Source organism: Rossellomorea aquimaris, assembly GCF_008180865.1.
GTDB lineage: Bacteria > Bacillota > Bacilli > Bacillales > Bacillaceae_B > Rossellomorea > Rossellomorea yichunensis.
In genome coordinates this window covers 179,386-202,714 of the sequence record NZ_VTEX01000003.1, presented here as the reverse complement: position 1 = coordinate 202,714, position 23,329 = coordinate 179,386, and the positions used below count along the sequence as shown (strand labels likewise).

General features: G+C 41.5%; 25 protein-coding genes. 15 read left to right on the top strand and 10 right to left on the bottom strand.

What is annotated here, in order from left to right; all coding sequences use genetic code 11:
* Positions 1–35 precede the first annotated feature (35 nt).
* On the bottom strand, positions 36–215 hold the full coding sequence (locus FZC88_RS13775) for an H-type small acid-soluble spore protein (protein WP_148970097.1): 180 nt from the start codon (positions 213–215) through the stop codon (positions 36–38).
* A gap of 114 nt (positions 216–329) precedes the next feature.
* Here FZC88_RS13775 and FZC88_RS24090 point away from each other — a divergent pair, with 114 nt between their 5' ends.
* Positions 330–485: a hypothetical protein gene (locus FZC88_RS24090; protein ID WP_187443631.1), complete on the top strand. Its 156-nt coding sequence runs from the start codon at positions 330–332 to the stop codon at positions 483–485.
* Positions 486–542: 57 nt separating this feature from the next.
* Here FZC88_RS24090 and FZC88_RS24085 read toward each other — a convergent pair whose 3' ends face one another.
* On the bottom strand, positions 543–683 hold the full coding sequence (locus FZC88_RS24085; RefSeq protein WP_187443387.1) for a hypothetical protein: 141 nt from the start codon (positions 681–683) through the stop codon (positions 543–545).
* 182 nt (positions 684–865) lie between these two features.
* Here FZC88_RS24085 and FZC88_RS13770 point away from each other — a divergent pair, with 182 nt between their 5' ends.
* From FZC88_RS13770 to FZC88_RS13750, 5 genes are all read left to right on the top strand, one after another.
* On the top strand, positions 866–1,864 hold the full coding sequence (locus tag FZC88_RS13770) for a permease (RefSeq protein WP_148995301.1): 999 nt from the start codon (positions 866–868) through the stop codon (positions 1,862–1,864).
* Between the two features lie 14 nt (positions 1,865–1,878).
* A complete protein-coding gene (locus FZC88_RS13765; protein WP_187443630.1) occupies positions 1,879–2,781 on the top strand; it encodes a TIGR03943 family putative permease subunit in 903 nt (300 codons plus the stop codon).
* A 97-nt stretch (positions 2,782–2,878) separates the two neighbouring features.
* Positions 2,879–4,036, top strand: coding sequence for an FAD-dependent oxidoreductase (locus FZC88_RS13760; RefSeq protein WP_148995299.1), 1,158 nt, complete (start codon positions 2,879–2,881; stop codon positions 4,034–4,036).
* Between the two features lie 42 nt (positions 4,037–4,078).
* The gene (locus FZC88_RS13755; RefSeq protein ID WP_148995530.1) at positions 4,079–5,263 is read left to right on the top strand and encodes a GTP-binding protein; all 1,185 of its coding nucleotides are present in this window, start codon (positions 4,079–4,081) and stop codon (positions 5,261–5,263) included.
* Positions 5,264–5,451: 188 nt separating this feature from the next.
* On the top strand, positions 5,452–6,876 hold the full coding sequence (locus FZC88_RS13750) for an esterase/lipase family protein (protein WP_148995298.1): 1,425 nt from the start codon (positions 5,452–5,454) through the stop codon (positions 6,874–6,876).
* 62 nt (positions 6,877–6,938) lie between these two features.
* Here the strand turns inward: FZC88_RS13750 and FZC88_RS13745 are convergent, their stop codons facing one another.
* Entirely contained in the window at positions 6,939–7,253 is a 315-nt protein-coding gene (locus tag FZC88_RS13745; protein WP_148995297.1) for a thioredoxin family protein, read from the bottom strand.
* Positions 7,254–7,961: 708 nt separating this feature from the next.
* Here FZC88_RS13745 and FZC88_RS13740 point away from each other — a divergent pair.
* The gene (locus FZC88_RS13740; protein WP_148995296.1) at positions 7,962–9,002 is read left to right on the top strand and encodes an oxidoreductase; all 1,041 of its coding nucleotides are present in this window, start codon (positions 7,962–7,964) and stop codon (positions 9,000–9,002) included.
* A gap of 43 nt (positions 9,003–9,045) precedes the next feature.
* On the opposite strand, the gene FZC88_RS13735 is transcribed toward FZC88_RS13740, so the two are convergent.
* From FZC88_RS13735 to FZC88_RS13720, 4 genes are all read right to left on the bottom strand, one after another.
* A complete protein-coding gene (locus tag FZC88_RS13735; protein ID WP_148995295.1) occupies positions 9,046–10,137 on the bottom strand; it encodes a Ger(x)C family spore germination protein in 1,092 nt (363 codons plus the stop codon).
* Positions 10,134–11,222, bottom strand: coding sequence for a GerAB/ArcD/ProY family transporter (locus tag FZC88_RS13730; RefSeq protein WP_148970088.1), 1,089 nt, complete (start codon positions 11,220–11,222; stop codon positions 10,134–10,136). Before FZC88_RS13730 ends, FZC88_RS13735 begins: the two co-directional genes overlap by 4 nt.
* A 17-nt stretch (positions 11,223–11,239) precedes the next feature.
* Positions 11,240–12,745 (bottom strand): spore germination protein, encoded by a 1,506-nt coding sequence (locus FZC88_RS13725; RefSeq protein WP_148995294.1) that lies wholly within the window; start codon positions 12,743–12,745, stop codon positions 11,240–11,242.
* Positions 12,746–12,947: 202 nt separating this feature from the next.
* Positions 12,948–13,910, bottom strand: coding sequence for an ABC transporter substrate-binding protein (locus FZC88_RS13720; RefSeq protein ID WP_148995293.1), 963 nt, complete (start codon positions 13,908–13,910; stop codon positions 12,948–12,950).
* A gap of 225 nt (positions 13,911–14,135) precedes the next feature.
* Between FZC88_RS13720 and FZC88_RS13715 the strand changes: the two genes are divergently transcribed.
* Genes FZC88_RS13715 through FZC88_RS13695 form a run of 5 tightly spaced genes read left to right on the top strand, consistent with a single transcriptional unit; the run spans position 14,136 to position 18,065 of the window.
* Positions 14,136–15,122 (top strand): FecCD family ABC transporter permease, encoded by a 987-nt coding sequence (locus FZC88_RS13715; protein ID WP_148995292.1) that lies wholly within the window; start codon positions 14,136–14,138, stop codon positions 15,120–15,122.
* 3 nt (positions 15,123–15,125) lie between these two features.
* On the top strand, positions 15,126–16,181 hold the full coding sequence (locus FZC88_RS13710; RefSeq protein ID WP_148995291.1) for a FecCD family ABC transporter permease: 1,056 nt from the start codon (positions 15,126–15,128) through the stop codon (positions 16,179–16,181).
* 15 nt (positions 16,182–16,196) lie between these two features.
* Entirely contained in the window at positions 16,197–17,015 is an 819-nt protein-coding gene (locus FZC88_RS13705; protein ID WP_044338193.1) for an ABC transporter ATP-binding protein, read from the top strand.
* Between the two features lie 35 nt (positions 17,016–17,050).
* On the top strand, positions 17,051–17,773 hold the full coding sequence (locus tag FZC88_RS13700) for an IucA/IucC family C-terminal-domain containing protein (RefSeq protein ID WP_187443629.1): 723 nt from the start codon (positions 17,051–17,053) through the stop codon (positions 17,771–17,773).
* A 28-nt stretch (positions 17,774–17,801) separates the two neighbouring features.
* Positions 17,802–18,065 carry a DUF2573 family protein gene (locus FZC88_RS13695; RefSeq protein ID WP_148995290.1) on the top strand — a complete coding sequence of 88 codons (264 nt, stop codon included), beginning with the start codon at positions 17,802–17,804 and terminating at the stop codon, positions 18,063–18,065.
* Between the two features lie 151 nt (positions 18,066–18,216).
* On the opposite strand, the gene FZC88_RS13690 is transcribed toward FZC88_RS13695, so the two are convergent.
* The gene (locus FZC88_RS13690; RefSeq protein ID WP_148995289.1) at positions 18,217–18,564 is read right to left on the bottom strand and encodes a spore coat protein; all 348 of its coding nucleotides are present in this window, start codon (positions 18,562–18,564) and stop codon (positions 18,217–18,219) included.
* 16 nt (positions 18,565–18,580) lie between these two features.
* On the bottom strand, positions 18,581–18,844 hold the full coding sequence (locus FZC88_RS13685; protein WP_148995288.1) for a hypothetical protein: 264 nt from the start codon (positions 18,842–18,844) through the stop codon (positions 18,581–18,583).
* Between the two features lie 315 nt (positions 18,845–19,159).
* On the opposite strand from FZC88_RS13685, the gene FZC88_RS13680 reads away from it, so the two are divergent.
* The 3 genes from FZC88_RS13680 to FZC88_RS13670 all read left to right on the top strand — a co-directional run bounded on the left by FZC88_RS13680 (position 19,160) and on the right by FZC88_RS13670 (position 22,305).
* The gene (locus tag FZC88_RS13680; RefSeq protein WP_148995287.1) at positions 19,160–20,077 is read left to right on the top strand and encodes a proline dehydrogenase family protein; all 918 of its coding nucleotides are present in this window, start codon (positions 19,160–19,162) and stop codon (positions 20,075–20,077) included.
* 84 nt (positions 20,078–20,161) lie between these two features.
* A complete protein-coding gene (locus FZC88_RS13675; RefSeq protein ID WP_148995286.1) occupies positions 20,162–20,677 on the top strand; it encodes a GNAT family N-acetyltransferase in 516 nt (171 codons plus the stop codon).
* Positions 20,678–20,841: 164 nt separating this feature from the next.
* Positions 20,842–22,305: a potassium/proton antiporter gene (locus FZC88_RS13670; protein ID WP_148995285.1), complete on the top strand. Its 1,464-nt coding sequence runs from the start codon at positions 20,842–20,844 to the stop codon at positions 22,303–22,305.
* Positions 22,306–22,416: 111 nt separating this feature from the next.
* On the opposite strand, the gene FZC88_RS13665 is transcribed toward FZC88_RS13670, so the two are convergent.
* On the bottom strand, positions 22,417–23,043 hold the full coding sequence (locus FZC88_RS13665) for a YczE/YyaS/YitT family protein (RefSeq protein ID WP_148995284.1): 627 nt from the start codon (positions 23,041–23,043) through the stop codon (positions 22,417–22,419).
* Positions 23,044–23,329 lie beyond the last annotated feature (286 nt).

The following is a 23,329-nucleotide window of genomic DNA, read 5'->3' as shown; positions in this document are numbered from 1 at the left end:
TCCTTTTGGGATGGAATGCATGGTCTTTTTTCCGATTATGCTTCTTCTAAATCTGAAACACTTACTTCAGAACGTTCTTCTAAAGGTCCACGAAGATGAACAACGGCTGTTTTTCCATCTTCATGAACAGAGTCAATCCAAACGGATGCATCTTTATATTTTACTTCAATATCCGCTGAAGAAGATAAAATCTGTTTTACACGATTAGAATCCATCACTTATGTCCTCCTTATATTCTATTTTCATTGGTTAGTTTGTCCATTTTTCAGAGAATAATGAGCGTATATTTCATTTGCAATCCGATACTCTAATAGCGAAAGGGTGACGACATGAAGAAGCAGAATGAAAGAACATCCACTACAGAAGCAAACATGGAATTGAATGAAAGATTTTATGGGAGTAATGAAAAAGAAGTTGATCCGGCACCGCCCACTTATATTCAAAATAATACGGCCGCGGTGAGGATTACTGGTGATGATGAGTAAGAGTACCAGCTGAATCATAACAAAAACCTGCCCGATCTTCCATCGGGCAGGTTTTTGTCATTTCGTTTTATTACGTTGGTCTTTATTATGCTTATTCCCCTTACTATTGTCTCCACTCGTAATTTCTTTAGCAAACTCCGTCGTTCCGCGCTTAGGTGAATTTTGGTTTTCGCTGCCTTTGTTGTTCTTTTTCGTCATTTCATTTCCTCCATTCTACTCGATTCAATAGTAGTTTTTGAAGATTAACAAAAGGTTATGCACAAATAGAAATGTTAAAGAAAGATTAAAAAATAATTTAGCATAGTTTTTTGGGACAAGAATAAGTTATAATATAAAACGAAATGATTACGATTAAAACTTTAGAAAGGAAACGTAAATGAATGAATTCTTTGAGGAACTTTAGTCAAGAGATGACAGGGATAGTATTATTCATGTTATTTATTGTTCTTTTTTTAGCGGGAGATTGGGTAAAAGATTATATCCCTGACGAGTTTCTTACTTCTTCGATGGTGAATGTCATTACGATATTCCTGAGTATCTTGTTAGAAGCGATCCCTTTTATCTTAATTGGTGTCTTCGCATCCGCACTTATTCAAGTCTTTGTTTCTGAGAGTCTATTACAAAGAATCATCCCGAAAAGGTTTCCTTACCTGGCTCTGTTTCCTGCAGCTGTGGTGGGAGCATTGCTTCCAGTTTGTGAGTGTGCCATTGTACCTGTGGCAAGAAGGCTGATTAAGAAAGGAATGCCTGCTCATCTTGCGATTGTCGTCATGGTAACGGCACCTATTTTAAATCCGATTGTCTTCGCATCAACTTATTATGCGTTCCAAAATAATATGACGATTGTCTTTGGAAGAATGGGAATTGCTTTAGTAGCGGCATTGATCATCGGGGCACTATTGTACAGATTTTACGGAAAGAGAAATCCGCTTATACAGAAAGAGCATGATCACGGGCATCATCATGATCACTCTTCCAATAAACTAATGCAGACGATTGTACATGCCAGTGATGAATTTTTTGACATGGGTAAATACCTTATCATCGGAGCATTCGTTGCAGCAGGATTTCAGACATACCTTGATAGAGAACTGTTAGTGGGGATAGGGACGAATGAGGTACTGGCTCCGGCAGTCATGATGGGGTTTGCCTATATTATTTCATTATGTTCGGAGGCTGATGCATTCGTGGCATCGTCGTTCGGCAGTATATTTTCTGCTTCGTCCATATTGGCATTTCTAGTATATGGACCTATGATTGATTTCAAGAATACTTTATTGATGCTTGCATACTTTAATAAAAAATTTGTACTGATCTTTATTGGGGTCGTGACGATTGTTGTGTATACATGTACATTGATAGTCCAATTATTTGTTTAAAGGAGGCGAGAGGTATGAAACCATCCATACAGTTCCATACATTCATCCGGGGAATCATCTTAATCGGATATGCCCTATTGGTATTGAAACTATTCTTAACGTTTAATCTGCAAAACTTTGTTGCGCCCAAAATGCATGGTTACATGTATTTTGCTCTGGGGGTTTTCATAATCCTGGGTGCGATCCAAATCATCCGGGGGACTTCTTCAGCTTCTGCAAAAGAACACCATTGTGATTGTGAAGGTCATGAACTGCCGAAAGGCTTCATGAGGTCCAGCATGGTATATGCCCTGTTCATTTTTCCGATTGTGGTTGGGTTCCTGCTGCCGGATAACTTATTAGATAGTTCCGTAGCGGCTAAGAGAGGGGTGAAAGTAGGGAATAGTCTATTTTCAACACCGACATCCAGTGAACAAAAAGGGTTGAATCAAGATGAGGGTGCTGAAAAAAGTTCGTTTGCAACTGAGCCCACCCTCGGTCCATATGATGAGTTTCCCGTTGAAAAGGATTTCGACAAGTTGAAAGAAATTGTAAATAAAAGAGAAAAAATAGTCGTAAGAGATGAACAATATATTCAGACATTAAGTATTGTGGACGAAAAGCTGGACGATTTCGTTGGAAAAGAAATTCAGCTTACAGGCTTTGTGTATAAAGATGAAGGATTTGCAGAAGATGAACTGGTGATTTCCCGCTTTACCGTGACGTGCTGCGTAGCAGATGCCTCTGTTTATGGATTGTTGGCCCGGGATTCAGGACTGAGTAAACTTGAACCCGATACGTGGATTAACGTGAGTGGCGTGATCGATAAGGTGGATTTCAGTGGTCAGGCAATGCCGGTCTTAAAGAATCCCGTGTTCGAAGTAATAGATCCGCCTGCTAATCCATATGTAGAGGAGTTCTATATTAAAATTGAATAAAGGATGAAAATCCTTACTTTTATGTAAGTAAGGATTCTCTTATATTGAGTAAATCGTAATTATTTCGTTTTAATAGATATAATCAGGTGGTGATAATATGTATGATTGGATCATAATCGGTGGAGGTATCCATGGATGTACAGTGGCTACGTATCTTGTGAAGAAAAAAGAGGTGCCAATTCATAAAATATGTGTAATCGATCCTTACCCAGAGCCCCTCTTTAAGTGGAAAAGGCTGACAGGATTAATTGATATGCCATACTTACGTTCACCTTTTGTCCACCATTTGGATACAAATCCCTTTAGTCTGCAATCCTTTAAGAAGGATGAAGGAGAAAATTTCTACGGGCCGTATAAGAGGCCGGCTCTTTCTCTATTTAATCAACACAGTTCCACAGTATTAGATGAAATTGAAATCTCTAAAGCATGGTTTCAGGGAAAAGTAGAACACGTTGAGAAACGAGAGAACGATTGGATAGTGAGAACCAGTGGTTTGGACCATTTTCTTGGAAAGAACATTGTGATTGCAACGGGAATGAATAATCAATTAGCATATCCATCGTGGGGAAGTGATCTTGCTGCGGCCCGACCAAAACAAGTCGGCCATTTATTTGCTGAGTCCATTCCGATCATGGAGCCCCCAATCGTCGTGATTGGAGGGGGAATCTCGGCTGCTCACCTTGTGATTAAGCTGAGTAAAAAATATCCTGGAAACGCATATCAAATTGCCAAGCAGCTTTATAGAGTTCACGATTTTGATAGTGATCCCGGCTGGCTTGGGCCTAAGCATATGAGCCGCTTTGAAAAGCTTACCCGGTATGAAGAAAGAAGAGAGGTCATTGACCATGCCCGTCATAAAGGGTCTATGCCAAGTGAACTAGCAAATAAGTTGAGAAATTTGAAGCGAAACAATTCGTTCACCTTTATCCAAGCTGAAGTCCAATCATGGACTGTAACAGGTGATGATATAATACTGCATTTGACGAAGGAAAAGTCGATTGTAAAAGCAAAAACCATCCTATTTGCCACGGGATTTTCAAAAGAGGTCATGAAGGTGGACTGGCTGCAAAAACTCATTCGAAAAGAAAAGTTAACGTGTGCGAAATGTGGGTTTCCGGTAGTGAAAGAAGACTTGTCATGGTGTAATCATTTATTTGTGACAGGGCCCCTGGCTGAGTTGGAAATCGGGCCGGTCTCACGTAATATTTCCGGTGCAAGGAAAGCAGCAGAAAGAATAGTAAATTATACAATTTAAATCGTAATGATTACGATATTTAAAGGGGGATGAATGTTTATCATGAAAGTACCAGTAACAGTATTAAGCGGTTATTTAGGATCAGGCAAGACAACGTTGTTAAATCATATTTTACATAATCGGGAAGATAAGCGAATAGCGGTTATTGTGAATGATATGAGTGAAGTGAATATCGATGCGTCCCTCGTGAAGAGTGGCGGATTTACCAGAACTGAAGAAAAATTAGTCGAGCTTCAAAATGGCTGTATTTGCTGCACCTTGAGAGAAGATTTAATGATAGAAGTACAGCGATTGGTCGATCAGGGGAATATTGATTATATTGTGATTGAGTCTACCGGAATCTCGGAACCTATTCCCGTAGCTCAAACATTCACATATATGGATGAAGAGATGCATATTGATCTAACGATAAACACAAGACTGGATACGATGGTGACGGTTGTAGATGCCAACCGATTCTGGCATGATTTTGCAAGTGGTGAAACTCTGCTGGATCGAAAGCAGGCAACAGACGAAGGGGACACAAGGGAAGTAGTGGATTTACTGATTGATCAAATAGAGTTTGCGAATGTGATTGTTTTAAATAAAGTAGACTTAGTGGAAGAAGTGGATGTAATAGAATTAAAAGCTGTCCTTCATAAGTTGAACCCGGAAGCTAGAATCATTGAAGCTTCACATTCCAACATTTCATTGGATCAAGTACTGAACACCCAATTATTTGATTTTGAGAAAGCCAGCCAGGCAGCCGGGTGGATAATAGAATTACAAGAAGAACACACACCCGAGACTGAAGAATATGGAATCTCTTCTTTTGTGTATCGGCGTAACAAGCCCTTTCACCCTGAACGTTTTATGACATGGATGGAGGAGTGGCCGGTTGACATCGTGCGTGCAAAGGGGTTCTTTTGGCTGCCGACCCGAAACGACATGACGGGCTTATTATCTCAGGCAGGTCCATCGATCATCATTCAGGGGGTAGGGGAATGGGTAGCTGCTTATCCTGAAAATGAGAGAAAGGAAATCCTCGCTGAAGAAGTGGAATTAGCTGAGAAATGGGATCCTGTTTATGGGGACCGAATGAACGAAATCGTATTTATCGGTCTTGGGATGAACAGGAAAGAAATAGAGGAGTCATTAGATAGCTGCTTGTTAACAGAAAAAGAAATGGCAGGGGATTGGACAGAATTTAAAGACCCGATCCCTGCATTTGCGGTGGAAGATAGATAGACGAGAAAAGCCAGGCGCTTGAACGTGCCTGGCTTTTTTCATTCGTCTTCTTTTTGTGAAGACGGATTATGAAACATAAGATACGAACATGGAAGTTGTAACTTTATTCCTATATTTAACATTCCTACTGATATTTTGATTCTTCTAAACGATAATGAAGATAGGGTATCTTAAGGGAGGTAAAGAAATTGCATGAGAAAATGGATGGGATTCAGAATGCGTCGGGAATACCGGGCAGGTGGTTTGTCGATGAAATGGCAGAAGGATCGGAGGGATATCCGATTTTATTTATTCATGGGATTCATGCCTCGTCAGACACGTGGATAAGAGAAAATGATCTACAGGAATTTTCGCGGAAATATGGACACCAAGCCGTTTTTATTGATTTGCATCCAGACGAAGATATGTGGAAAAATGGGCAGCTATTAGAGAAAAAGCTTCGTGAGATTTATGACCTTTTTAAGAGGAAGGTAGTGGTTGTGGGCCATAGTAAAGGAGGGATCGATGTTCAAACAGCATTGGTTCATTATGGTGCCGGACCATATGTAGAGAGGGTCATCACTCTTTCGTCCCCTCATCATGGATCAGAGCTTGCAGACCTTGCCTATAGTAAATGGGCAGGCTGGTTAACCGATGCTTTAAAAAGTAAAGATAATGCCGTGTTCTCCTTGCAAACGGGATATATGAAATCTTTCCGTTCCCAGACGGATGAACTTGAACTTGCAAAAGCCATTCCATTCTATACATTCGGTGGTACAGGATGGGGTGGGATGAATTCTGCATTGTATTGGGGCGGATTATACTTAAGCCGATTTGGACAAAGTGATGGAGCGGTATTGGTAACAAGTTCACGCCTTCCTTATGGGGATGAGGTAAGTATCCAAGACTGGTCTCATACGACGATAAAAGTAGGCGGGGAGATTTTCCCTTATTTGAAAAAAATCTTAACAGAAGAGGTGCAAGAGGTATCCAATGCTGATATGAGCGAGCTTGCAAATGAGGGCGAAACATCGGTGCTCCATAGAGGAGGGGTATGTGTAGGTGTTGGAGTGGAGAAGTTTTCAGTGGAGGAAGAGGTAGAAAAAATTTCGGTGGACTGGATCAGTGATCAACAGGCTGCTATCTATGAGCTCATTAGCCCGAACGGACAAGTGTATAAACAGTTCATGATTACGGAAGATGCAACAGGCTTTTTCCCTGGAGCTTATCATCATTACGTTCTCATTTCAAAGCCACTTATAGGGGAGTGGGAAATGAGGGCGCATAATAGTCAAAGTGAAAAATACATGTTAAGCGTATTGTTTCATACGGGTAATAGTGAGGGGGGGAGTCAGTTGGCCGGTGATGGAGAACCTTTAATGGCTTCAGGGAATGTACAAGGCAAACCAATAAAGAAAACATATACCATCCACCATATTCCGACGAAGAGCGGAAACAAAAAACAAACCACCTTTATTACAACTGAAGATCTATCTTCTTTTCCACTTGCAGAATTTGAAGAAGGAGTCCATAACATCACCATCGATATTGAAGGGGAAACCCAGGAGGGAAACAAATTTCAGAGAACGATTATTCAAACCGTTTATGTAGATGGAAAGGGGAACATCGATTAATGGTGTGAGGTGACTTAAGTGCAAGGTCCGTCCCTCTGCATAAATGGGGACGGACCTATGGATTATAGTGCGCCGAGGAATTCTGTTACTTGTTCTGGTGTTTTGGCGTTGGCACTGTGCAGGTGCGCGATTTTTTCGCCGTTTTTGTAGACAAGCAGGCTTGGGATGCCCATGACGTCATATTTTTCTGCGATTTCAGGGAATTCGTCTTTATTGATGTCGTACCATTTAAATTGACTGAACTCTTCCATGATCTCATCAATGAACATATCCATACGACGGCAGTCAGGACACCAGTCAGCGTGGAATTTCACGATCACAGGCTCTGCCGAAGTAATTAAATCTTCAAAGGTTTCTTTGTTTTTGATTGCTTGCATGTTGTTAACCTCCTTCTTTCATTAGGATCATTTCGTAAAGATTGTTGTGAGCTCTGCAATTAGTATGTGCTGGATGGTGAGGGGAACTGCTCCGCTTGCAGCTAGCGTTCGGCCGAGGCTCCTCAGCTTAGCCGAACGGGGTCTCGGCACGACTGTACTTCCGCAGGGGTCTACGCAGTTCCCCTCACCATCTTTAAAAGATTTTTCGTGACAGAGCTTAAGGTGTGCAAGAAAAACAATGTAACTAGAAAACAGAATTCTTCTTCCTTAATAGGAGAACTAACTTTTCTTACCTTAAATTAGGTTGTTCGCTAAAATTCTTGTTTTTCTCTCTCACTAATAAGGTTTTATGCTCAGTAAGTTGATTGGAGCGGAAGGATGCTCGACTCCTGCGGGAATAGCTGGACTGTACGAAAAGCGGAGGGGCTTTGCCCAGGGGCTTATGACCTCGAGCCCCTAAGCCTTGTAGCTGGACAGGTGAGACCCCGGAGGCAAAGCCGAGGAGGCTCACCGCCAGCCCCGCGGAAAGCGAGCATCCTGGAGCGGAAATCAACTACTACTTTCTCCCTTAAGATAACTACAAACTTTGCGAAAAGAGCCTTTCATTATTTTATACAAACAATCGATCAATTGTAAAACGAATCATTTTTCGTCTGAACTTGTACATGATAATATGGGAATACATTTTGAAAGAAAAAGGTGACATTTATGCAACCGATTAACGTTGGATTAGTAGGATACGGTTTTTCAGGACAAAGCTTTCATCGCCCGTTACTTTCCCGCTTGGAGGAATTTCATATCGAAGCGGTGCTTTCTTCTGATGAAGAGAAAGTGCTGAAGGACATTGAGGGTACGACTGTGGTTTCATCCCTTGAGGATTTACTTCAACAAGACATTGAATTAGTTGTGATCACAACGCCAAACCATCTTCACTACAGAATGATTAAGCAGTCATTACTTGCTGATAAACATGTAGTGGTAGAGAAGCCATTTGTGACGAATAGTGTGGAAGGGGAAGAACTGTTAGCTTTAGCCAAAGAGAGAGGCTTGCATCTTTCCGTATTCCATAACCGCCGTTGGGATGCCGACTTTTTAACCATCCAAAAATTACTTACAGAAGATGCTTTAGGACAAGTCTATACATATGAAGCCCACTTCGACCGTTTCCGTCCGATTATTAAAGATCGTTGGAAAGAAAATAAAATTGAGGGAGCCGGCGTTTTATATGATTTGGGTTCTCACCTCCTTGATCAAGCACTCACACTGTTTGGAACACCAAAATGGGTGCAGGCAGATGTGTTCCCGCAGCGAAATCCGGAGAAAGCGGAAGACTATTTCCACATTACCCTCGGGTATGACGTATTGAGAGTACAATTATACTCCCGTTCTATAGTCCTTGATCCCGGACCACGCTATCAGGTTCATGGATTACAGGGTAGCTATGTGAAGCACGGAATGGATCGTCAGGAAGATGATTTAAAAGCAGGGAAAAATCCTCTTGGTGAAGAGTGGGGAATGGAAGACGAGGAAAACTGGGGTATTCTTACAACACTATCTGGTGAAGAAGTGACCTCAGAAGTCATTCCTTCTGAAAAGGGGGATTATACTCAATTCTATCTGGGGATATACGGAACCTTAAGAGAAAACATCCCTCTTGCCGTGAAACCGGAGGATGCTTTACAGGTGATCAAAATCATTGAAGCTTGTAAAGAAAGTGCAGAGAGCAAACGTGTTATTCCACTGAAATAGTGTAGAAAGGCTCCTAATAATAAGGAGCCTTTCTTTATGGATACTATTCTACCGTACCTGCTTCTAAGATTTGAACCTTTGCGTCCACATTGAATTTTACACGGGGATAAATGCTTTCTTTCCATTCTTTAATATCAAACCCACGTACCCCATGTTTTTGATTTTGACCGATGCCGACAGGGTCGATGCCTAATTCCTGAAATTCCTTCAGCATGGTTAAGCATTTTTCTTCTATATCTTTTTCCATTTTTTTCTCAACTTCTCCGACTTTATCAGGTGTCAATTTTTTTCCGGTATACTCTCTGACAATTCCCCTGACCTTGATTCTCATTGTCACTTCAACAGGATCAGCTTTATGTTTTATGATAATTTTGTGCTTTGAAATCAGACTCGTTACGGAAGCCTCAACCGTTTCTTCTGCAGCGCCAGGCTTTTTCCCCATTTTGATGACATGGCTTCCTTCAGCAAGTTTATCCACTAATATTTTAAAGAAAAACATATCTTCAGCAGGGATCTTTTTGACCATTTTGTCTTTATCGAAGAGGGCAACACCTGTAATCGCTATACTTTCATTAGAGAGCTGCTTCAGTATAGGAAGATAGGCTGTTTGTCCTTCTTGGAAATAATTAAATAGAAATAAATGTAGATTCGTTTCCGGTAACTCTCTTCGTTTAATGTTGTGTGTAATCAGGTTAGAAATATACGTTCCATTGCCCCTTAACCCATAATTCCCTTTGATCAGTTCACCTGCGTCTCCATCTACTATCGTCACATATAGCCTTGCGCCAATACTGGCGTCTCTTTGGAGAGAATCGCCGATATCGATGATTCCTTTCTTTGCCAGTTTTTCTCCTATCAACACAACATCCAAGCTTCCTCTTACAAGGGGCTGCTGCGCCCTTCTTTCTAGTTTCTCCAGCACTTCCCGTGTGGAAGATGCTTCAGCGGACAGCGTGCCGTTTTGGATGGATTTATCGGATAAATAAATGGGGAACAGAGCTGTCCCTCTAATTTTATTCTCTCCCACATAATCATAGGCCTTTGCCGTTTCAACATATAAATCGTCAAGAATTTCCTTCTCTACGCATCCTGTGAGGAACAATGAACAAAGGAAGAGGATCAAGAATTTTTTCATTTTTTTTGTCTCACCTTCTTCATGATAGTCACCAGTACCAAGAGGGCAGGTATGTAAAAAAAGTTGAAATAAAAACCGATTTGTCCTGAAATTGTGTTCAAGAAATTTACCTGTTTTCGGTCAGTGATAAAAGTTAATGTGCACAAACAGAGAATACAAATGATGATTAAGGCATGACGATGTCTTAAGGGTGTCATTCGCTTTATGGTCCTGCTGGCACACCAGAGAGAGATACACACGTTGGGCAGAATCACTAAGCACCAATTAGCGATTCCGATATATTCAAAACGTTCAACAAAGGGCATTTCGACGATTTTCCACATGGAAAGGGTGGCCCAAACAGTTTTTTCTAATTGCTTTTGACTGAAAAAAGCAAACGAAATGATGGCAATCAAGGTGTAAATGATGGTAGTTGTAAAAAGCCCCCAATGAGCATATTTCTGAGACTTTTTCGCATCTTTAAGATAGGGATAGAGCATCAGTATGGCTTCGTATCCCAGGTAAGTAAGTGACATATTTTTAGTGGAAATTAAGATGTCTTTGATAGAGTGATCAAATACCGGTAAAATGTTTCGGAAATCTGCGTAATTAAATGTAAACGCAAAGGTTAAGAGCAGATAACTGGGTAGTACAGTTCCAAAAAAAGCTGTACCTGCAATGGTGCGGACTCCTCCATTCACAATATAGTAGACGAGGATTAAGAAGAACAACGCAAACATAAACGTACTTAATCGGGGATACATCCATACTTGCAATACCTCGATATACGTCCTCATAATCGTTATCACGAGCAAACTAAAATAAAGGGAAAATAATAAGTTGAATATATTCCCGACCCATTTTCCAAAAGCCAAGGTATGAGCAGATACAAGGTCCCCTCCGGATTTTTCTAAAATTAAGTACATAATGAACATGAGGATATGAGTAAAAATACCTGCCAGGATGACAGAAATCCAACCATCATACCCCGCATTCATTGAAATGATTCGTTGGAACCCCAGAACACCTGCCCCGACTTGAATCGAATGTATAAGAAAGAAAACAAGGAATGGGGATATTTTTCTTCTATCTGGAATGGTTAGCATCTGATCACCTCCGACCTTTATTCATCTATATCCAGCTTTTTCTTTCCTTCAGATGGGCGGAACCGGTAAGGTTTTTTCGTTCTTAAATATTCTGGACGTCCAGCTTGTTTATTAAATGGGAACCGAATCAGAGCGTCTTTCAGGTCCTTCATTCTCGGTGGATAGAGCGGCTCCAGGAACGGTCTTCCCAGTGAGGTTAATTGTAATAAATGCCCCATAAGTAAACAGAAACAGAAGACGATTCCTAATAATCCCCATAGTTGTGCGAACAACAAGAAAGGGAATCGGAGCAAACGAATAGTATTACCCATTCGGTACACGGGAGTCGTAAAGGAAGCAAGCGCAGCAAGGGCAACTAAAATGAGCAATACATTACTCGTAATCCCCGCCTCTACGGATGCGGTCCCGATTACGATCCCTCCAACGATACCGATGGTTTGACCAACTTTGGTCGGAAGGCGTGCTCCTGCCTCACGCAGTAATTCAATCGTTAATTCGAGAAATAACGCCTCTAATATAGGAGGCAAAGGAATTTCTTGTCTCGATGTTACAAGGGTGGCCATTAAATCCTTTGGAATGAGTTCATAATGATACGTCAGTGCAGCAACGTAAATCGGTGTAATCAAAATCGAAAACCCTACTGCGAAAACCCGCACTAGACGGAGGAATGAGGCGATCGAGAAATTTAAGAAATAATCCTCATATGCATTAAAGAACTCGACAAGGGTCGTGGGTCCAATCAAGGCATGAGGAGACCCGTCTACCATAACCGCTACTTTTCCTTCCACCAGTACAGAAGCGACACGATCGGGTCGTTCTGAATCCAATAGCTGGGGGAAAGGGGAATTGCTATTATCGGCAATGAGCTGTTCAATAAATGAACTGTCCATGATTTGATCAAAATCCACGGCTCGTAAACGTTGACGCATCGTATTCACATTGGCTTCATCCACTAAACCATCAAGATAGACTAAAGCGACTCTCGTGTGAGTCAGTTTTCCGAGGTTGAATTCTTCTACTAATAGCTCTTTAATAGGAAGACGTTTTCGGAGCAGATTAAGGTTGTCACTGAGAGATTCCACAAAGGCCTCTTTCGGACCAACCACACTGAATTCCACTTCCGGTTGGGAAACCTTTCTTCCCATTTCATTCTTCGTAGCGATGAAGGCGAATTTCCGATTAGAGGCATCCATCGTTAACAAGGTATATCCATTAAAAAGTTTTTGTTCAATTTGAGCTTCATCCTTGGATACTTCTATATCCAGGACAGGAACTAACGTCTTTAAGTCATCAAATGAATGAAAATCTTTTGAAAGTAAGGAGGGAAGAACATCCTCCTGCAGAATCTTCCCATCAATCAGGGTGGTAATGAAATGCAGACTGAATTTGGCCCCTGTATGAGGGTTCTGATAAAAGGCTTGTTTATAGTCAGCCGATTTTTCAGCTTCCTGCTTAAAGCTTTCATAGGTCTGTTTATTCTTCGTGTTATCGGTGTTTTTCTTATTTCTAAAGAATGGAAACATACTAATCCCTCATGTTCGATGTATGGTCTATACTGTAGTATTTCCGAAAATAGGAGAATTATGAAATTTGATGGGGGAAGTGGGAAAAAACGTTAAGATCTATTGAATGATAAAAGGGGATAAGTTAGAAGTGAATCAATTTGGGTTATGAATGAAATAAAAAAGACTGGACGAGGGAGATCCCTTATCCAGTCTCATTTGGTTATTCCTGCTCCAGGAAAAACTTCTCGATATCATCAAGCATTGCATTTGCTGCCACGACTCCACCTGCAGTGTTCCAAATCGCATCACTTACCTCGTATACCTTGTCTTGTTTTGCTACTTCAAGGTTTTGGAATAGAGGATCGTTCAGCCACTCTTCAGCTAGCTTGTTCGCTTCTCCATCACCCGTTTCATATGTGAAGTAGAATAATACATCTCCATCCATTGCCGGGATGCGCTCTTTTGTCACACCTTTTTCAGCAAAGTCATCAACATCCTGACCTTCAGGACGGGCAAATCCTAATTGATCCAGGATCACACCTGAGAATGAATCTTTATGGTAGATACGTACGTCACCTGCTAAAAAGCGGACCATAGAAACTTTCTGATTCAGCTTGTCTCCAAGTTTACCTTTAAGATCTTCAATTCGCTGGTCATACTCGGCTAGTACTTCTTGACCTTTTTCTTCTTTGTTTACTGCTTTAGCGTATAATTCAAAGTTCTCTTTCCAGTTACCGCGTAATGTTTCTGCCATCACCGTTGGAGCGATGTCTTTCAGCTGATTGTATTGCTCTTCTTGACGCATTTTGTTCCCGATAATAAGATCCGGTTGAAGCTTTGCTATGGCTTCCATGTTTAATTCGCTTTCAGTTCCGACCACTTCAACATCTTTCATATCGTCGGCAATATGATCGTACCAAGGATCACCTGTCCAGGATTGTACAGCACCAACAGGGGTTACGCCCATTGAGAGAAGAGCCTCTGTTCCTTCATTTGTAAGGATGACAACCTTCTTAGGAGTTCCTTCGATTTCAGCCGTACCCATTGCATGTTCCACTGTGTAGCTTTCTTCTTTTTTATCATTGCTCCCTGCAGAACCTTCTTTTTCTTCTTTATTACCGCAAGCTGCTAAGAATAGAAGTGAAGCGATAAGGAATAAAGATAATAAACTTCTTAATTTCATATGTATGAATCCTCCTGAAAATGATATATGGTTGATAATGGTTATCAATTACAACTTTTATATTAGATGAGAAGGTTTTCATTGTCAACACTTAAATGATAATGATTTTCAAAATCATTGACGGTTGTTTCATTCTTCTTTAAAATAGTAATGAAAGAAAAGAACGTGAACTTTAATAGATTTTCCTTTCCTTATTTCAATAAGGGATAGAAAGGTTACCGCATAATGAAAACTCAAAACCAATTTTTTCTGTTTATAGGAACCATCCTTTTTCTCATAGTGTGTATAGGAATCAGCATTGTTTACGGGTATACGGATACGTCGTGGAGAATAGCTCTTGAAGCGTTTACCAACCCGGATGGATCGACTGAGCATATCGTGCTCCAGACAATCCGCTTACCACGTGCACTTATTGCTGCGACAGTGGGGGCATCCCTCGCAATTTCAGGAGTCCTGATGCAAACCTTGACCAAGAATCCGTTAGCATCTCCCGGTATTTTCGGGATCAATGCCGGTGGTGCCTTTATGGTGGTAGTGGCGGTTACGTTATTTGGTGTAACCAATCTTCAATCCTTTACGTGGCTGGCGTTTCTGGGAGCGGGACTTGCTGCCGTCGGAGTGTATGTCATCAGCTCAGTCGGGAACAACGGCTTGACCCCCATGAAGCTGACGTTAGCAGGGGCTGCCATAACGGCAATGTTTTCTTCATTTACACAGGGTTTGCTTGTACTGAATGAAGCAGCATTAGAGCAGGTTTTATTCTGGCTTGCAGGATCTGTTCAAGGAAGGAGCCTGGACATTTTATCTGGAGTATTTCCTTATATAGTGGCAGGATGGATACTTGCTCTCATGTTGGCAGGAAAAATGAATATACTTGCCATGGGAGAAGATGTTGCCAAAGGGTTGGGACTCAAAACAGCCTTGATTAAATTTATCGCATTACTTGTGGTCGTGCTCCTGGCTGGGGGTTCTGTAGCCATTGCAGGACCAATAGGATTTATCGGGATTGTAATCCCCCATCTTGCGAGAAAAATCATCGGGGTGGATCATCGCTGGTTGATTCCTTACTCAGGGGTACTCGGAGCGATTTTACTATTGGCCGCTGACATCGGAGCCCGTTACATCATCATGCCCCAGGAGGTGCCGGTTGGTGTTATGACAGCCATTATTGGTGCACCATTCTTCGTGTACGTTGCAAGGAAGGGGTTTTAACCGATGAATAAGTTTATTGGGAAGCGCTGGCTCGAGGATCGGGTTTCTATGCTCGTTGATATATCAGCAATGAAGAAAATCATGATATTAGGCGTCATCACTTTACTCGTCCTTATTATGAGTACGGGTATTGGTGACTTGAAAATAGCACCATGGAAGGTCGTAAGCGTCTTCTTTGGGGGCGGAACAAGTTTAGAACAGCTTGTTGTTACATCATTTCGCCTTCCAAGGATTATCATTGCTCTGCTCGCCGGGATGGCATTGGCCGTTGCAGGCGGGATTTTGCAAGGAATGATTCGAAATCCGTTGGCGTCCCCGGACATAATCGGGATCACCGGAGGGGCGGGTGCGGCGGTCGTCGCTTTCCTGACACTTTTCAGTAACGATGATAATACCTTGATGGTCAGTATTAAATGGATGCCTGTTGCAGCATTTATCGGTGCAGCTGTCATTGCCTTTTTAGTCTATTTCTTGGCATGGAGAAAAGGTGTATCACCTGTCAGGCTCGTATTGATCGGAATCGGTATATCAGCTTTGACACAAGCATTGACTACATTGCTTATGATCCTCGGCCCTATATATAGAGCCAGTCAAGTAAATATATGGATTACAGGTACCGTTAACGGATCCGACTGGCAGGATGTGTGGATTCTGCTTCCATGGAGCCTGATTTTTATAGTGTTGAGCTTTTTTATTACCCGTCAATTGAATATCCAGGAACTTGGAGAAGAAATCGCTACAAGTGTTGGAGGGAACGTTCAGAGACAACGCTTTTTACTTCTCCTTATGTCAACGGCTCTAGTGGGTGGAGCGGTTGCCTTTGCAGGGGGGATCGGCTTTGTAGGTCTGATGGCTCCTCATATGGCAAGAAGGATGGTAGGATCATCTTTCGGTGCGTTACTTCCGACTGCCGCTTTTATAGGTGGTATTCTCGTGATGGTGGCAGATCTGATAGGCAGGACTCTATTCCTGCCGCTGGAAGTTCCAGCAGGAGTATTTACAGCTGCAATTGGAGCACCTTATTTTATCTATCTTTTATTTAAAACAAGAAATTCTTAAAGGAGTTGGCCATTAATGAGTGATATTTTACAAACGAAGGATTTGACTCTATCTTACGGGGAACGAACGATCATTGATGAACTGAATATTGACATTCCAAAAGGGGAGATTTCTGTCTTCATCGGCGGAAATGGCTGCGGTAAATCGACTCTTCTTCGGTCCATTGCCAGATTGCTAAAGCCTAAGCAAGGATCGGTTCTGTTAGATGGGGAAGCCATCTCTCGTTTATCAACGAAAGAAGTCGCTCGTAAAATGGCCATTCTTCCTCAATCGCCAACAGCTCCTGAGGGATTGACCGTCCTGCAGCTGGTTAAGCAAGGTCGGTACCCTCACCAAACATGGCTCAAGCAGTGGTCCCATAAGGATGAAGAAATTGTCCAGGACGCACTGAAGGCAACAAAAATGGAAGAACTGCAGCACCGGAAAGTGGATGAACTTTCAGGGGGACAGAGACAGCGTGCTTGGATTGCGTTGACTCTAGCGCAAGACACAGACATCATTCTGTTGGATGAACCCACTACCTATCTCGATATGACCCATCAAATTGAAATTCTTGATTTATTATTTGAACTCAACGAGAAAGAACAGCGAACCATCGTCATGGTCCTGCACGATCTTAATTTAGCCTGTCGCTATGCCCATAATATTGTCGCCATCCGTGATAAGCAAATTTATGCCCAAGGGAAGCCTGAAGATGTAATCAGCTGTGAACTCGTGAAGAATGTATTTGATATGGATTGTCAGGTATCACGTGATCCTTTGTTTGGAACCCCGTTATGCATCCCATTTGGTAAAGGTCGCTGCATTCTGAATGCTGTGGGTGAGACGGGATGATGAATGTCCTCACCCAGGGACAGTGGGATACTCTTATGAAATATCGTTTTCATAGAGAGTGGGATCCTGCTTTTAAAGGGGAAGAGGCAAGCTGTTTCTTAGGGGAGATTGAAATGAAAGCTTATCTAACCGGCAGGCTTTCGGCAATCGGGACAGATGATCTTAAGGTAGCAGCGTCCTTATTCATGAAACGCTATGCTTTCATAGCAGCAATGGGATTAATGGCGATGACGTATTGGAATAAGAAATTAAACCTCAAGCCTGAAAACCTGATCCTGGTGGACGGAGACAAGAATGGATTATGGATGCCTCAGTTTTATTTGAAAGATGTAACCGTTACTGAATTCACTTCCACCGGGGAGAAAGAGGAATATATTCAGTCGATCTTTCGGGAGCATCTTAATGGAGTGATACAGTCGTTAAAGAAAGCGACAAAGCAGTCAAATCTTATTCTATGGGAAAATATCGCTGTCTATGTTTTCTGGATTTTCGAGAGTGATGATGTTTTTTTAAACGAAGGAATGAGAGCACAACGAGATCAACAATTCCGCCAGCTGCTATCGGATGAAAACAGCCCATGGTTCGGACAGTATCATAAAAATCCATTGGCCCGTTACTATAGTGAAAAAGTAAATGTAGATACTGTACCGGAAAAGGTTCGTGTTCGTAAAACCTGTTGCTTCTCCTATAGATTGGAAAATGGGGAGAAGTATCGTTGTAAAACATGTCCGCAAACCTGTCGAGTGAAAAGGACATAGCTCAATATTCACAAGGAGGTTTAAGATAATGAAAGAATTCCCGGAACAATTTGATGCATTGGTTGAAAAATACACTGAGCTATTAGTAGGTGATACCGATTCGGACAAGAAAGAAATGGTCACCCAATATGCTCTGTACTCTTTCATAGCGAAAAATATGCCTGCACTCGTGAAGCATTGGAATTCATTATATCCAGATGGTAAAGATGAGATGAAACGAATCGTCGGCCAGATAAAAGAGATGAATGAAGCTCATCGTGCGGAAATGAATGAGAAAAAGAAGGAAGAATAAGAGGTTTTTATGAGTAAAGTGCCCTTTTAGAGAGGGTGCTTTTTTTATTGGATTTTGTCTGAAGTCGGGATTCAGAAGATTATTTTACAGACACGTCTACTTATCACGCATCACAAAACAAAAAAGGCAGACCAGCGTCTGCCTTCTGACATTATTGAACCTGCCCGCCATACCCATATGGGAATTGGGAAGAATACTGTTGGTGCTGCTGAAAGGATTGTTGAATCTTTTGACTGTCGGCAGCTTCAAGCTTGTACCAGCCTTTGCGGAACATTTCATTGTATAGTTCGCGTTGAGCATTTTGGGTTTCGTTAAAAATCGTGAGCAGATCTTGATATAACGCTTGATGACTCGCTTCGTTCAAAGCTGTACAGTAAGAAGCAGTCATGTATTTCTCGTGAGACAGCACATCAGTAATGAAGTCTCGATCATTCATCTGTGGCGTTTCCGGTACTTGTGTTTGCGGGTTTTGAATTTTTTGCTGATTCTGTTGATTCATCTATTGGGACTCCTTCCTACATCATGTTTTGGTTTTGATTAGCCGTATTCAAATGTGCAAGTAGTTGTTGGTAGTGACGTTGATGCATCTGGCCGCATTTATCCAACTCAGCTTTAATCTCAGTATCCTGACAGTGGGCAGCTGCAAAATGGCACTTCTTCATGGCATTAAGATTCCATGCAAGCATGTCATTTAAATATAAAGAATCCTTCGTTGTAAGCATTTGCGGTGGTTCAGTATAGGCTTGTGGCTGGCTTCCTTGTTGAGGTTGTTGTTGCATATTCTTTTCCTCCTTTTCAATCTTTGAATACCCTTTCTTTGTATGACCGATAGGTAATATTACCCTGTATACGACCCCTTAAGAAAGTTTTATAATCATAGGGCAAAGGTTATTTTTCCTAATGCTCAACATGATTATTCACGTGTTTACAAATTTCGATAATATTCTACTCAGAACGTATTGAAAGTATATTCAAAACGTTGAAAAGGTGATAAAATGTTGGTAGATATATAATAGTATGAAATTTTTCTTTTTTAGCAATAAAGAAAACGGTTTCATAGTATGATATATATGTTTTTTCAGGGGGTAAGCAACATGGAGCAAGCAATGCGTAATTTCTTTTTATTCCTTTCAAAAAATAAGCCGATGACGAAACTGGCTAAGAAATATGGCCTGCGCTTTGGAGCCGGCCGATTCGTTGCAGGATCTTCCATTCTGCAGGCAGTTGAGGTTATTCGTGAACTGAATAGTCAGAATCTTGTTGTAACGATCGACTATTTAGGTGAGTTTGTGGACAATGAGCGAGAGGCAAACGAAATGGCCCTGGAATGTGTAGAGGCTGTTCGTGCGATCGGGAGAGAAAACCTGAAATCTCAATTATCCCTGAAGATGACATCAATGGGGTTGGATATTTCCGAAGAGGTTGTCATGAAGAATATGAGGTTGATTCTTGATGAAGCAACTAAGCAAAATGTATTTGTGACCATTGATATGGAAGACTATTCCCGCTGTGGAAAGACCATTGATATCTTCAAGAGGTTAAAGTCCGAGTATGATAATATCGGCACGGTAATACAAGCCTATTTATATAGAACAGAAAAGGATATGGATGATTTGAATGCGTATTCCCCCAACCTGCGTCTAGTAAAAGGGGCCTATAAAGAATCACATGAAGTTGCGTTTCCCGAGAAGAAGGATGTAGACGATAATTTCAAAAAAATTATTAAAACTCATCTGTTGAACGGCAATTATACGGCTATTGCCACTCACGATGATGAGATGATCGAATATACGAAGAGACTCGTGGAAGAGTATAACATTCCTCGTGATCAATTTGAATTTCAAATGCTTTTTGGCATTCGTGTAGAGCGCCAGCATGAACTGGTCAAAGAAGGCTATAAAATGCGCGTATACGTTCCATACGGTACGGATTGGTACGGATACTTCATGAGAAGACTTGCTGAAAGACCGGCAAATGTCGCCTTTGTTCTAAAAGGGGTCATAAAGAAATAATAATAGTAGATAGTATTAAGACTCTATGGATGTTCATGGAGTCTTATTTGTATATTTTAATCATGGAAAGGAGGTTAAGGAACAATGATAATTGTCCCGTTTCGAGTGGAAGGAAAGTATTTTAAGAAAATGATCAATCTTTATTGCCAGCTCTTTGAGGTGGACGCGGCCGGCATGGAACAACAATTTAAACGTCATTCTACGTACCCGCAGTTTGAAGGGTACTTGGCTATTGTGGGTGATGAAGTCGCAGGGTACGTATATGGATATTCTTCTGTAAAAGGGCAATATTATCACGAGCTCTTAACCCGGCATCTACACCGGAATCGTGAATGGATGGAGAATTGCATGGAGCTGGTCGAACTTGGCGTTCATCCCGATTACAGAGGAAAAGGTATTGCTAAACGACTGATGGGAATATTATTGCAGAATAGAAGAGAAGAAAGAGCAGTACTTACCACCCGCAAGGATAATCAATCAGCCATTGACTTTTATCATTCTCAAGACTGGAAAACCCTTCGTGATGGTTTCTTTCCGAATGTCCCCCATGAATACATCATCATGGGGAAAACTTTAAGCAGAAAAGACAGGAGTCGTTGATTTCCGCTCAACTTCTAAACAGTATGAGGGAAATGGAGTTCATCCCGCTCATACTTTAAGAAGTTTTGATCCATACGGTCACAGGCAAGGCTTTTTAATTGTTACGTTATTCACAATATTATATAATGAAAGAGTATAATCTTCATGAAATAAGAGGCGATAAAATGGAAATTACCATTGATAACTTGACTTTACTGCTTGGCCTCTTGCTTTTAGTCGGTGTCATTACCGCAAAGTTCTCCACACGATTAGGTGTTCCCTCACTAATATTATTTATCATCGTAGGTATGGTACTAAATACATATTTCTTCTTCGATAATGCTCCCATGACACAATTCATCGGAACACTTGCTTTAATCATCATCCTGTTTGAAGGTGGACTTCAGACGAAATGGAGCAATGTGAAAAGTGTCTATAAACCTTCATTATCACTGGCAACCATTGGAGTCATTGTGACTACACTTTCTATTGGGGTGGCAGCAAAATTCATCCTCGATGTAAGCTGGCTGGAAGGGATGTTATTTGGGGCAATCGTTGGTTCAACGGACGCTGCAGCGGTTTTCTCCGTTTTAGGGAACAAAAACATCAAACCTAAAATCTCATCTACACTGGAAGCAGAATCAGGCAGTAACGACCCGATGGCCATCTTTTTGACGGTAGCTTTTTTGCAATTGATCCAATTTCCCGGATTAAATCCAGCTACCTTGATTTTAAGCTTTTTTTGGCAAATGGGTATGGGGCTGGTACTTGGACTGGTGCTGGGATGGGCATCTGTATGGATCATCAATCGGATTAACCTTGATTCATCCGGGTTGTATCCAGTTCTGTCCATTTCACTGGCTATCTTCACATACGCTTTTACGAGCATACTTGAAGCGAGCGGTCTATTAGCTGTCTATATCATGGCGATCGTAGTCGGAAATCAGGAATTGACCTACCGACATTCGATTGTCCGCTTTAATGAAGGATTTGCCTGGATGATGCAAATCGTCATGTTTATCCTGCTGGGTTTATTGGTTTTCCCTCAGCATTTGCCAAGCATTGCGTGGCAAGGAATCGTCCTATCGATTCTACTGATTGTCGTAGCGAGACCACTGGGAGTGTATTTAAGCCTTGCCCTGGCAAAGAACTTCTCGATAAAAGAAAAATTCTTCATCTCTTGGGCTGGTTTGAAGGGCGCGGTACCAATCGTATTAGCAACGTATCCAATGGTTGCCAATATCGAAAACAATGAAGTCATCTTCAACGTCGTGTTTTTCGTTGTTCTTCTATCGGCTCTGATACAAGGAACGACCATCTCACCTTTAGCCAACTACCTTAAGCTTGCAGGAGAAGAAAGACCCCCTGTCGCTCATAGCATAGAACTCGTTTCAATTGGTAAAACAAACAATGAAATGCTCGAAGTTCTCATTAACGACGATGCCTATATTACAAACAAGGCGATTAAAGACATCAATCTCCCTGAGAAAACATTGATTTCAGCGGTTATCCGAAACAATGAACTGATCACTCCAATGGGAGACACCGTCATCAAAGCAAATGATACACTTTATGTACTTGCAAATAAAAGCCAGAGAAAGCGTATCAATGAGCTCTTGAATTCTAGAGGGGGATTAAGTTCAACGTAACCAGAGCAATTGTAGCCGGGCACGAGCCGCTCCTCATTCAGGATGAGCCAAAATCTATGTCACAAAATAAAAAAGCAATCTCCCACTAGGAAGATTGCTTTTTATTATTGATTACTCAGCAGAAACGGCTGCTTTACCCATTGATTTTCTTTCAAAGAGTTGTTCGAAAATCGGGAAGCTATATTGAACTACGAATCCTAATAGGAGCGTAACAATGATCGTACCGATTCCGATATCTCCCTTAAACAGGAATGCCAGTGACAGGGCAAATCCTTCACTGATGATTCGCGAATTACGAAGATTTAAACCGAAACGCGTATGGATGGCCACCATAAGTGTATCCATCGGACTTGCCGGGAATTTTGCCTGTAAGTAAATCGCAATCCCAAGTCCCATTGTCAAAATACCTGAAGCAAGGGTGAACACCTGATTCATCAGCATCTCAGGAGCGTAATCATTAAAGACAACCAGTAACCAAAAATCAATCAAAAGGCCAATCACAAGAATGGACCCCGCAGCCAATACATCAGGCTTCTTCTTCATAATAAGAGCATTAAGACCGATCAGTACAACCCCATTTTTGAAAACAGCTGTTCCAACCGTAATACCGAACATATTCGATTCCCCAACGGCCAGGGCATCCCAGGCAGAAGCACCCAGGCCAGATTTAATAATCAAGGCAACCCCCATCGTCAAAATAAAAAGTCCAATCGTAAAAAACATAAGTCTGCGCTTCATTTTATAGTCTCCTTCTCTGTAAACGTTATCATTACTGTACTTTAAAAAACAGACGAGCTACCTTAGGTGGTGCTTATAAAGTAGGAGGTCTGACAACTTAAAATTTATATTCTTAGTTTACTGTAAAAGTGGGGACAAGGCAAAGTTAATTTTTGCATGGGGAGGGGAAAAGTTTTGGGATTAGTGTGTGTGGTTAGGAAGGGAAGGAATAGTGTTTGCGTTTAGCGAAATTTGTCGAACGGTTGATATATTGAAAATATGGTTGATAAAATGAAAAAACGGTCGA

Bases quoted from the DNA above. Each gene is read 5' to 3' on its own strand.
- FZC88_RS13775 (WP_148970097.1), bottom strand. From the start codon at position 215: ATGGATTCTAATCGTGTAAAACAGATTTTATCTTCTTCAGCGGATATT.
- FZC88_RS24090 (WP_187443631.1), top strand. From the start codon at position 330: ATGAAGAAGCAGAATGAAAGAACATCCACTACAGAAGCAAACATGGAA.
- FZC88_RS24085 (WP_187443387.1), bottom strand. From the start codon at position 683: ATGACGAAAAAGAACAACAAAGGCAGCGAAAACCAAAATTCACCTAAG.
- FZC88_RS13770 (WP_148995301.1), top strand. From the start codon at position 866: ATGAATTCTTTGAGGAACTTTAGTCAAGAGATGACAGGGATAGTATTA.
- FZC88_RS13765 (WP_187443630.1), top strand. From the start codon at position 1,879: ATGAAACCATCCATACAGTTCCATACATTCATCCGGGGAATCATCTTA.
- FZC88_RS13760 (WP_148995299.1), top strand. From the start codon at position 2,879: ATGTATGATTGGATCATAATCGGTGGAGGTATCCATGGATGTACAGTG.
- FZC88_RS13755 (WP_148995530.1), top strand. From the start codon at position 4,079: ATGAAAGTACCAGTAACAGTATTAAGCGGTTATTTAGGATCAGGCAAG.
- FZC88_RS13745 (WP_148995297.1), bottom strand. From the start codon at position 7,253: ATGCAAGCAATCAAAAACAAAGAAACCTTTGAAGATTTAATTACTTCG.
- FZC88_RS13740 (WP_148995296.1), top strand. From the start codon at position 7,962: ATGCAACCGATTAACGTTGGATTAGTAGGATACGGTTTTTCAGGACAA.
- FZC88_RS13735 (WP_148995295.1), bottom strand. From the start codon at position 10,137: ATGAAAAAATTCTTGATCCTCTTCCTTTGTTCATTGTTCCTCACAGGA.
- FZC88_RS13730 (WP_148970088.1), bottom strand. From the start codon at position 11,222: ATGCTAACCATTCCAGATAGAAGAAAAATATCCCCATTCCTTGTTTTC.
- FZC88_RS13725 (WP_148995294.1), bottom strand. From the start codon at position 12,745: ATGTTTCCATTCTTTAGAAATAAGAAAAACACCGATAACACGAAGAAT.
- FZC88_RS13720 (WP_148995293.1), bottom strand. From the start codon at position 13,910: ATGAAATTAAGAAGTTTATTATCTTTATTCCTTATCGCTTCACTTCTA.
- FZC88_RS13715 (WP_148995292.1), top strand. From the start codon at position 14,136: ATGAAAACTCAAAACCAATTTTTTCTGTTTATAGGAACCATCCTTTTT.
- FZC88_RS13710 (WP_148995291.1), top strand. From the start codon at position 15,126: ATGAATAAGTTTATTGGGAAGCGCTGGCTCGAGGATCGGGTTTCTATG.
- FZC88_RS13705 (WP_044338193.1), top strand. From the start codon at position 16,197: ATGAGTGATATTTTACAAACGAAGGATTTGACTCTATCTTACGGGGAA.
- FZC88_RS13700 (WP_187443629.1), top strand. From the start codon at position 17,051: ATGAAATATCGTTTTCATAGAGAGTGGGATCCTGCTTTTAAAGGGGAA.
- FZC88_RS13695 (WP_148995290.1), top strand. From the start codon at position 17,802: ATGAAAGAATTCCCGGAACAATTTGATGCATTGGTTGAAAAATACACT.
- FZC88_RS13690 (WP_148995289.1), bottom strand. From the start codon at position 18,564: ATGAATCAACAGAATCAGCAAAAAATTCAAAACCCGCAAACACAAGTA.
- FZC88_RS13685 (WP_148995288.1), bottom strand. From the start codon at position 18,844: ATGCAACAACAACCTCAACAAGGAAGCCAGCCACAAGCCTATACTGAA.
- FZC88_RS13680 (WP_148995287.1), top strand. From the start codon at position 19,160: ATGGAGCAAGCAATGCGTAATTTCTTTTTATTCCTTTCAAAAAATAAG.
- FZC88_RS13675 (WP_148995286.1), top strand. From the start codon at position 20,162: ATGATAATTGTCCCGTTTCGAGTGGAAGGAAAGTATTTTAAGAAAATG.
- FZC88_RS13670 (WP_148995285.1), top strand. From the start codon at position 20,842: ATGGAAATTACCATTGATAACTTGACTTTACTGCTTGGCCTCTTGCTT.
- FZC88_RS13665 (WP_148995284.1), bottom strand. From the start codon at position 23,043: ATGAAGCGCAGACTTATGTTTTTTACGATTGGACTTTTTATTTTGACG.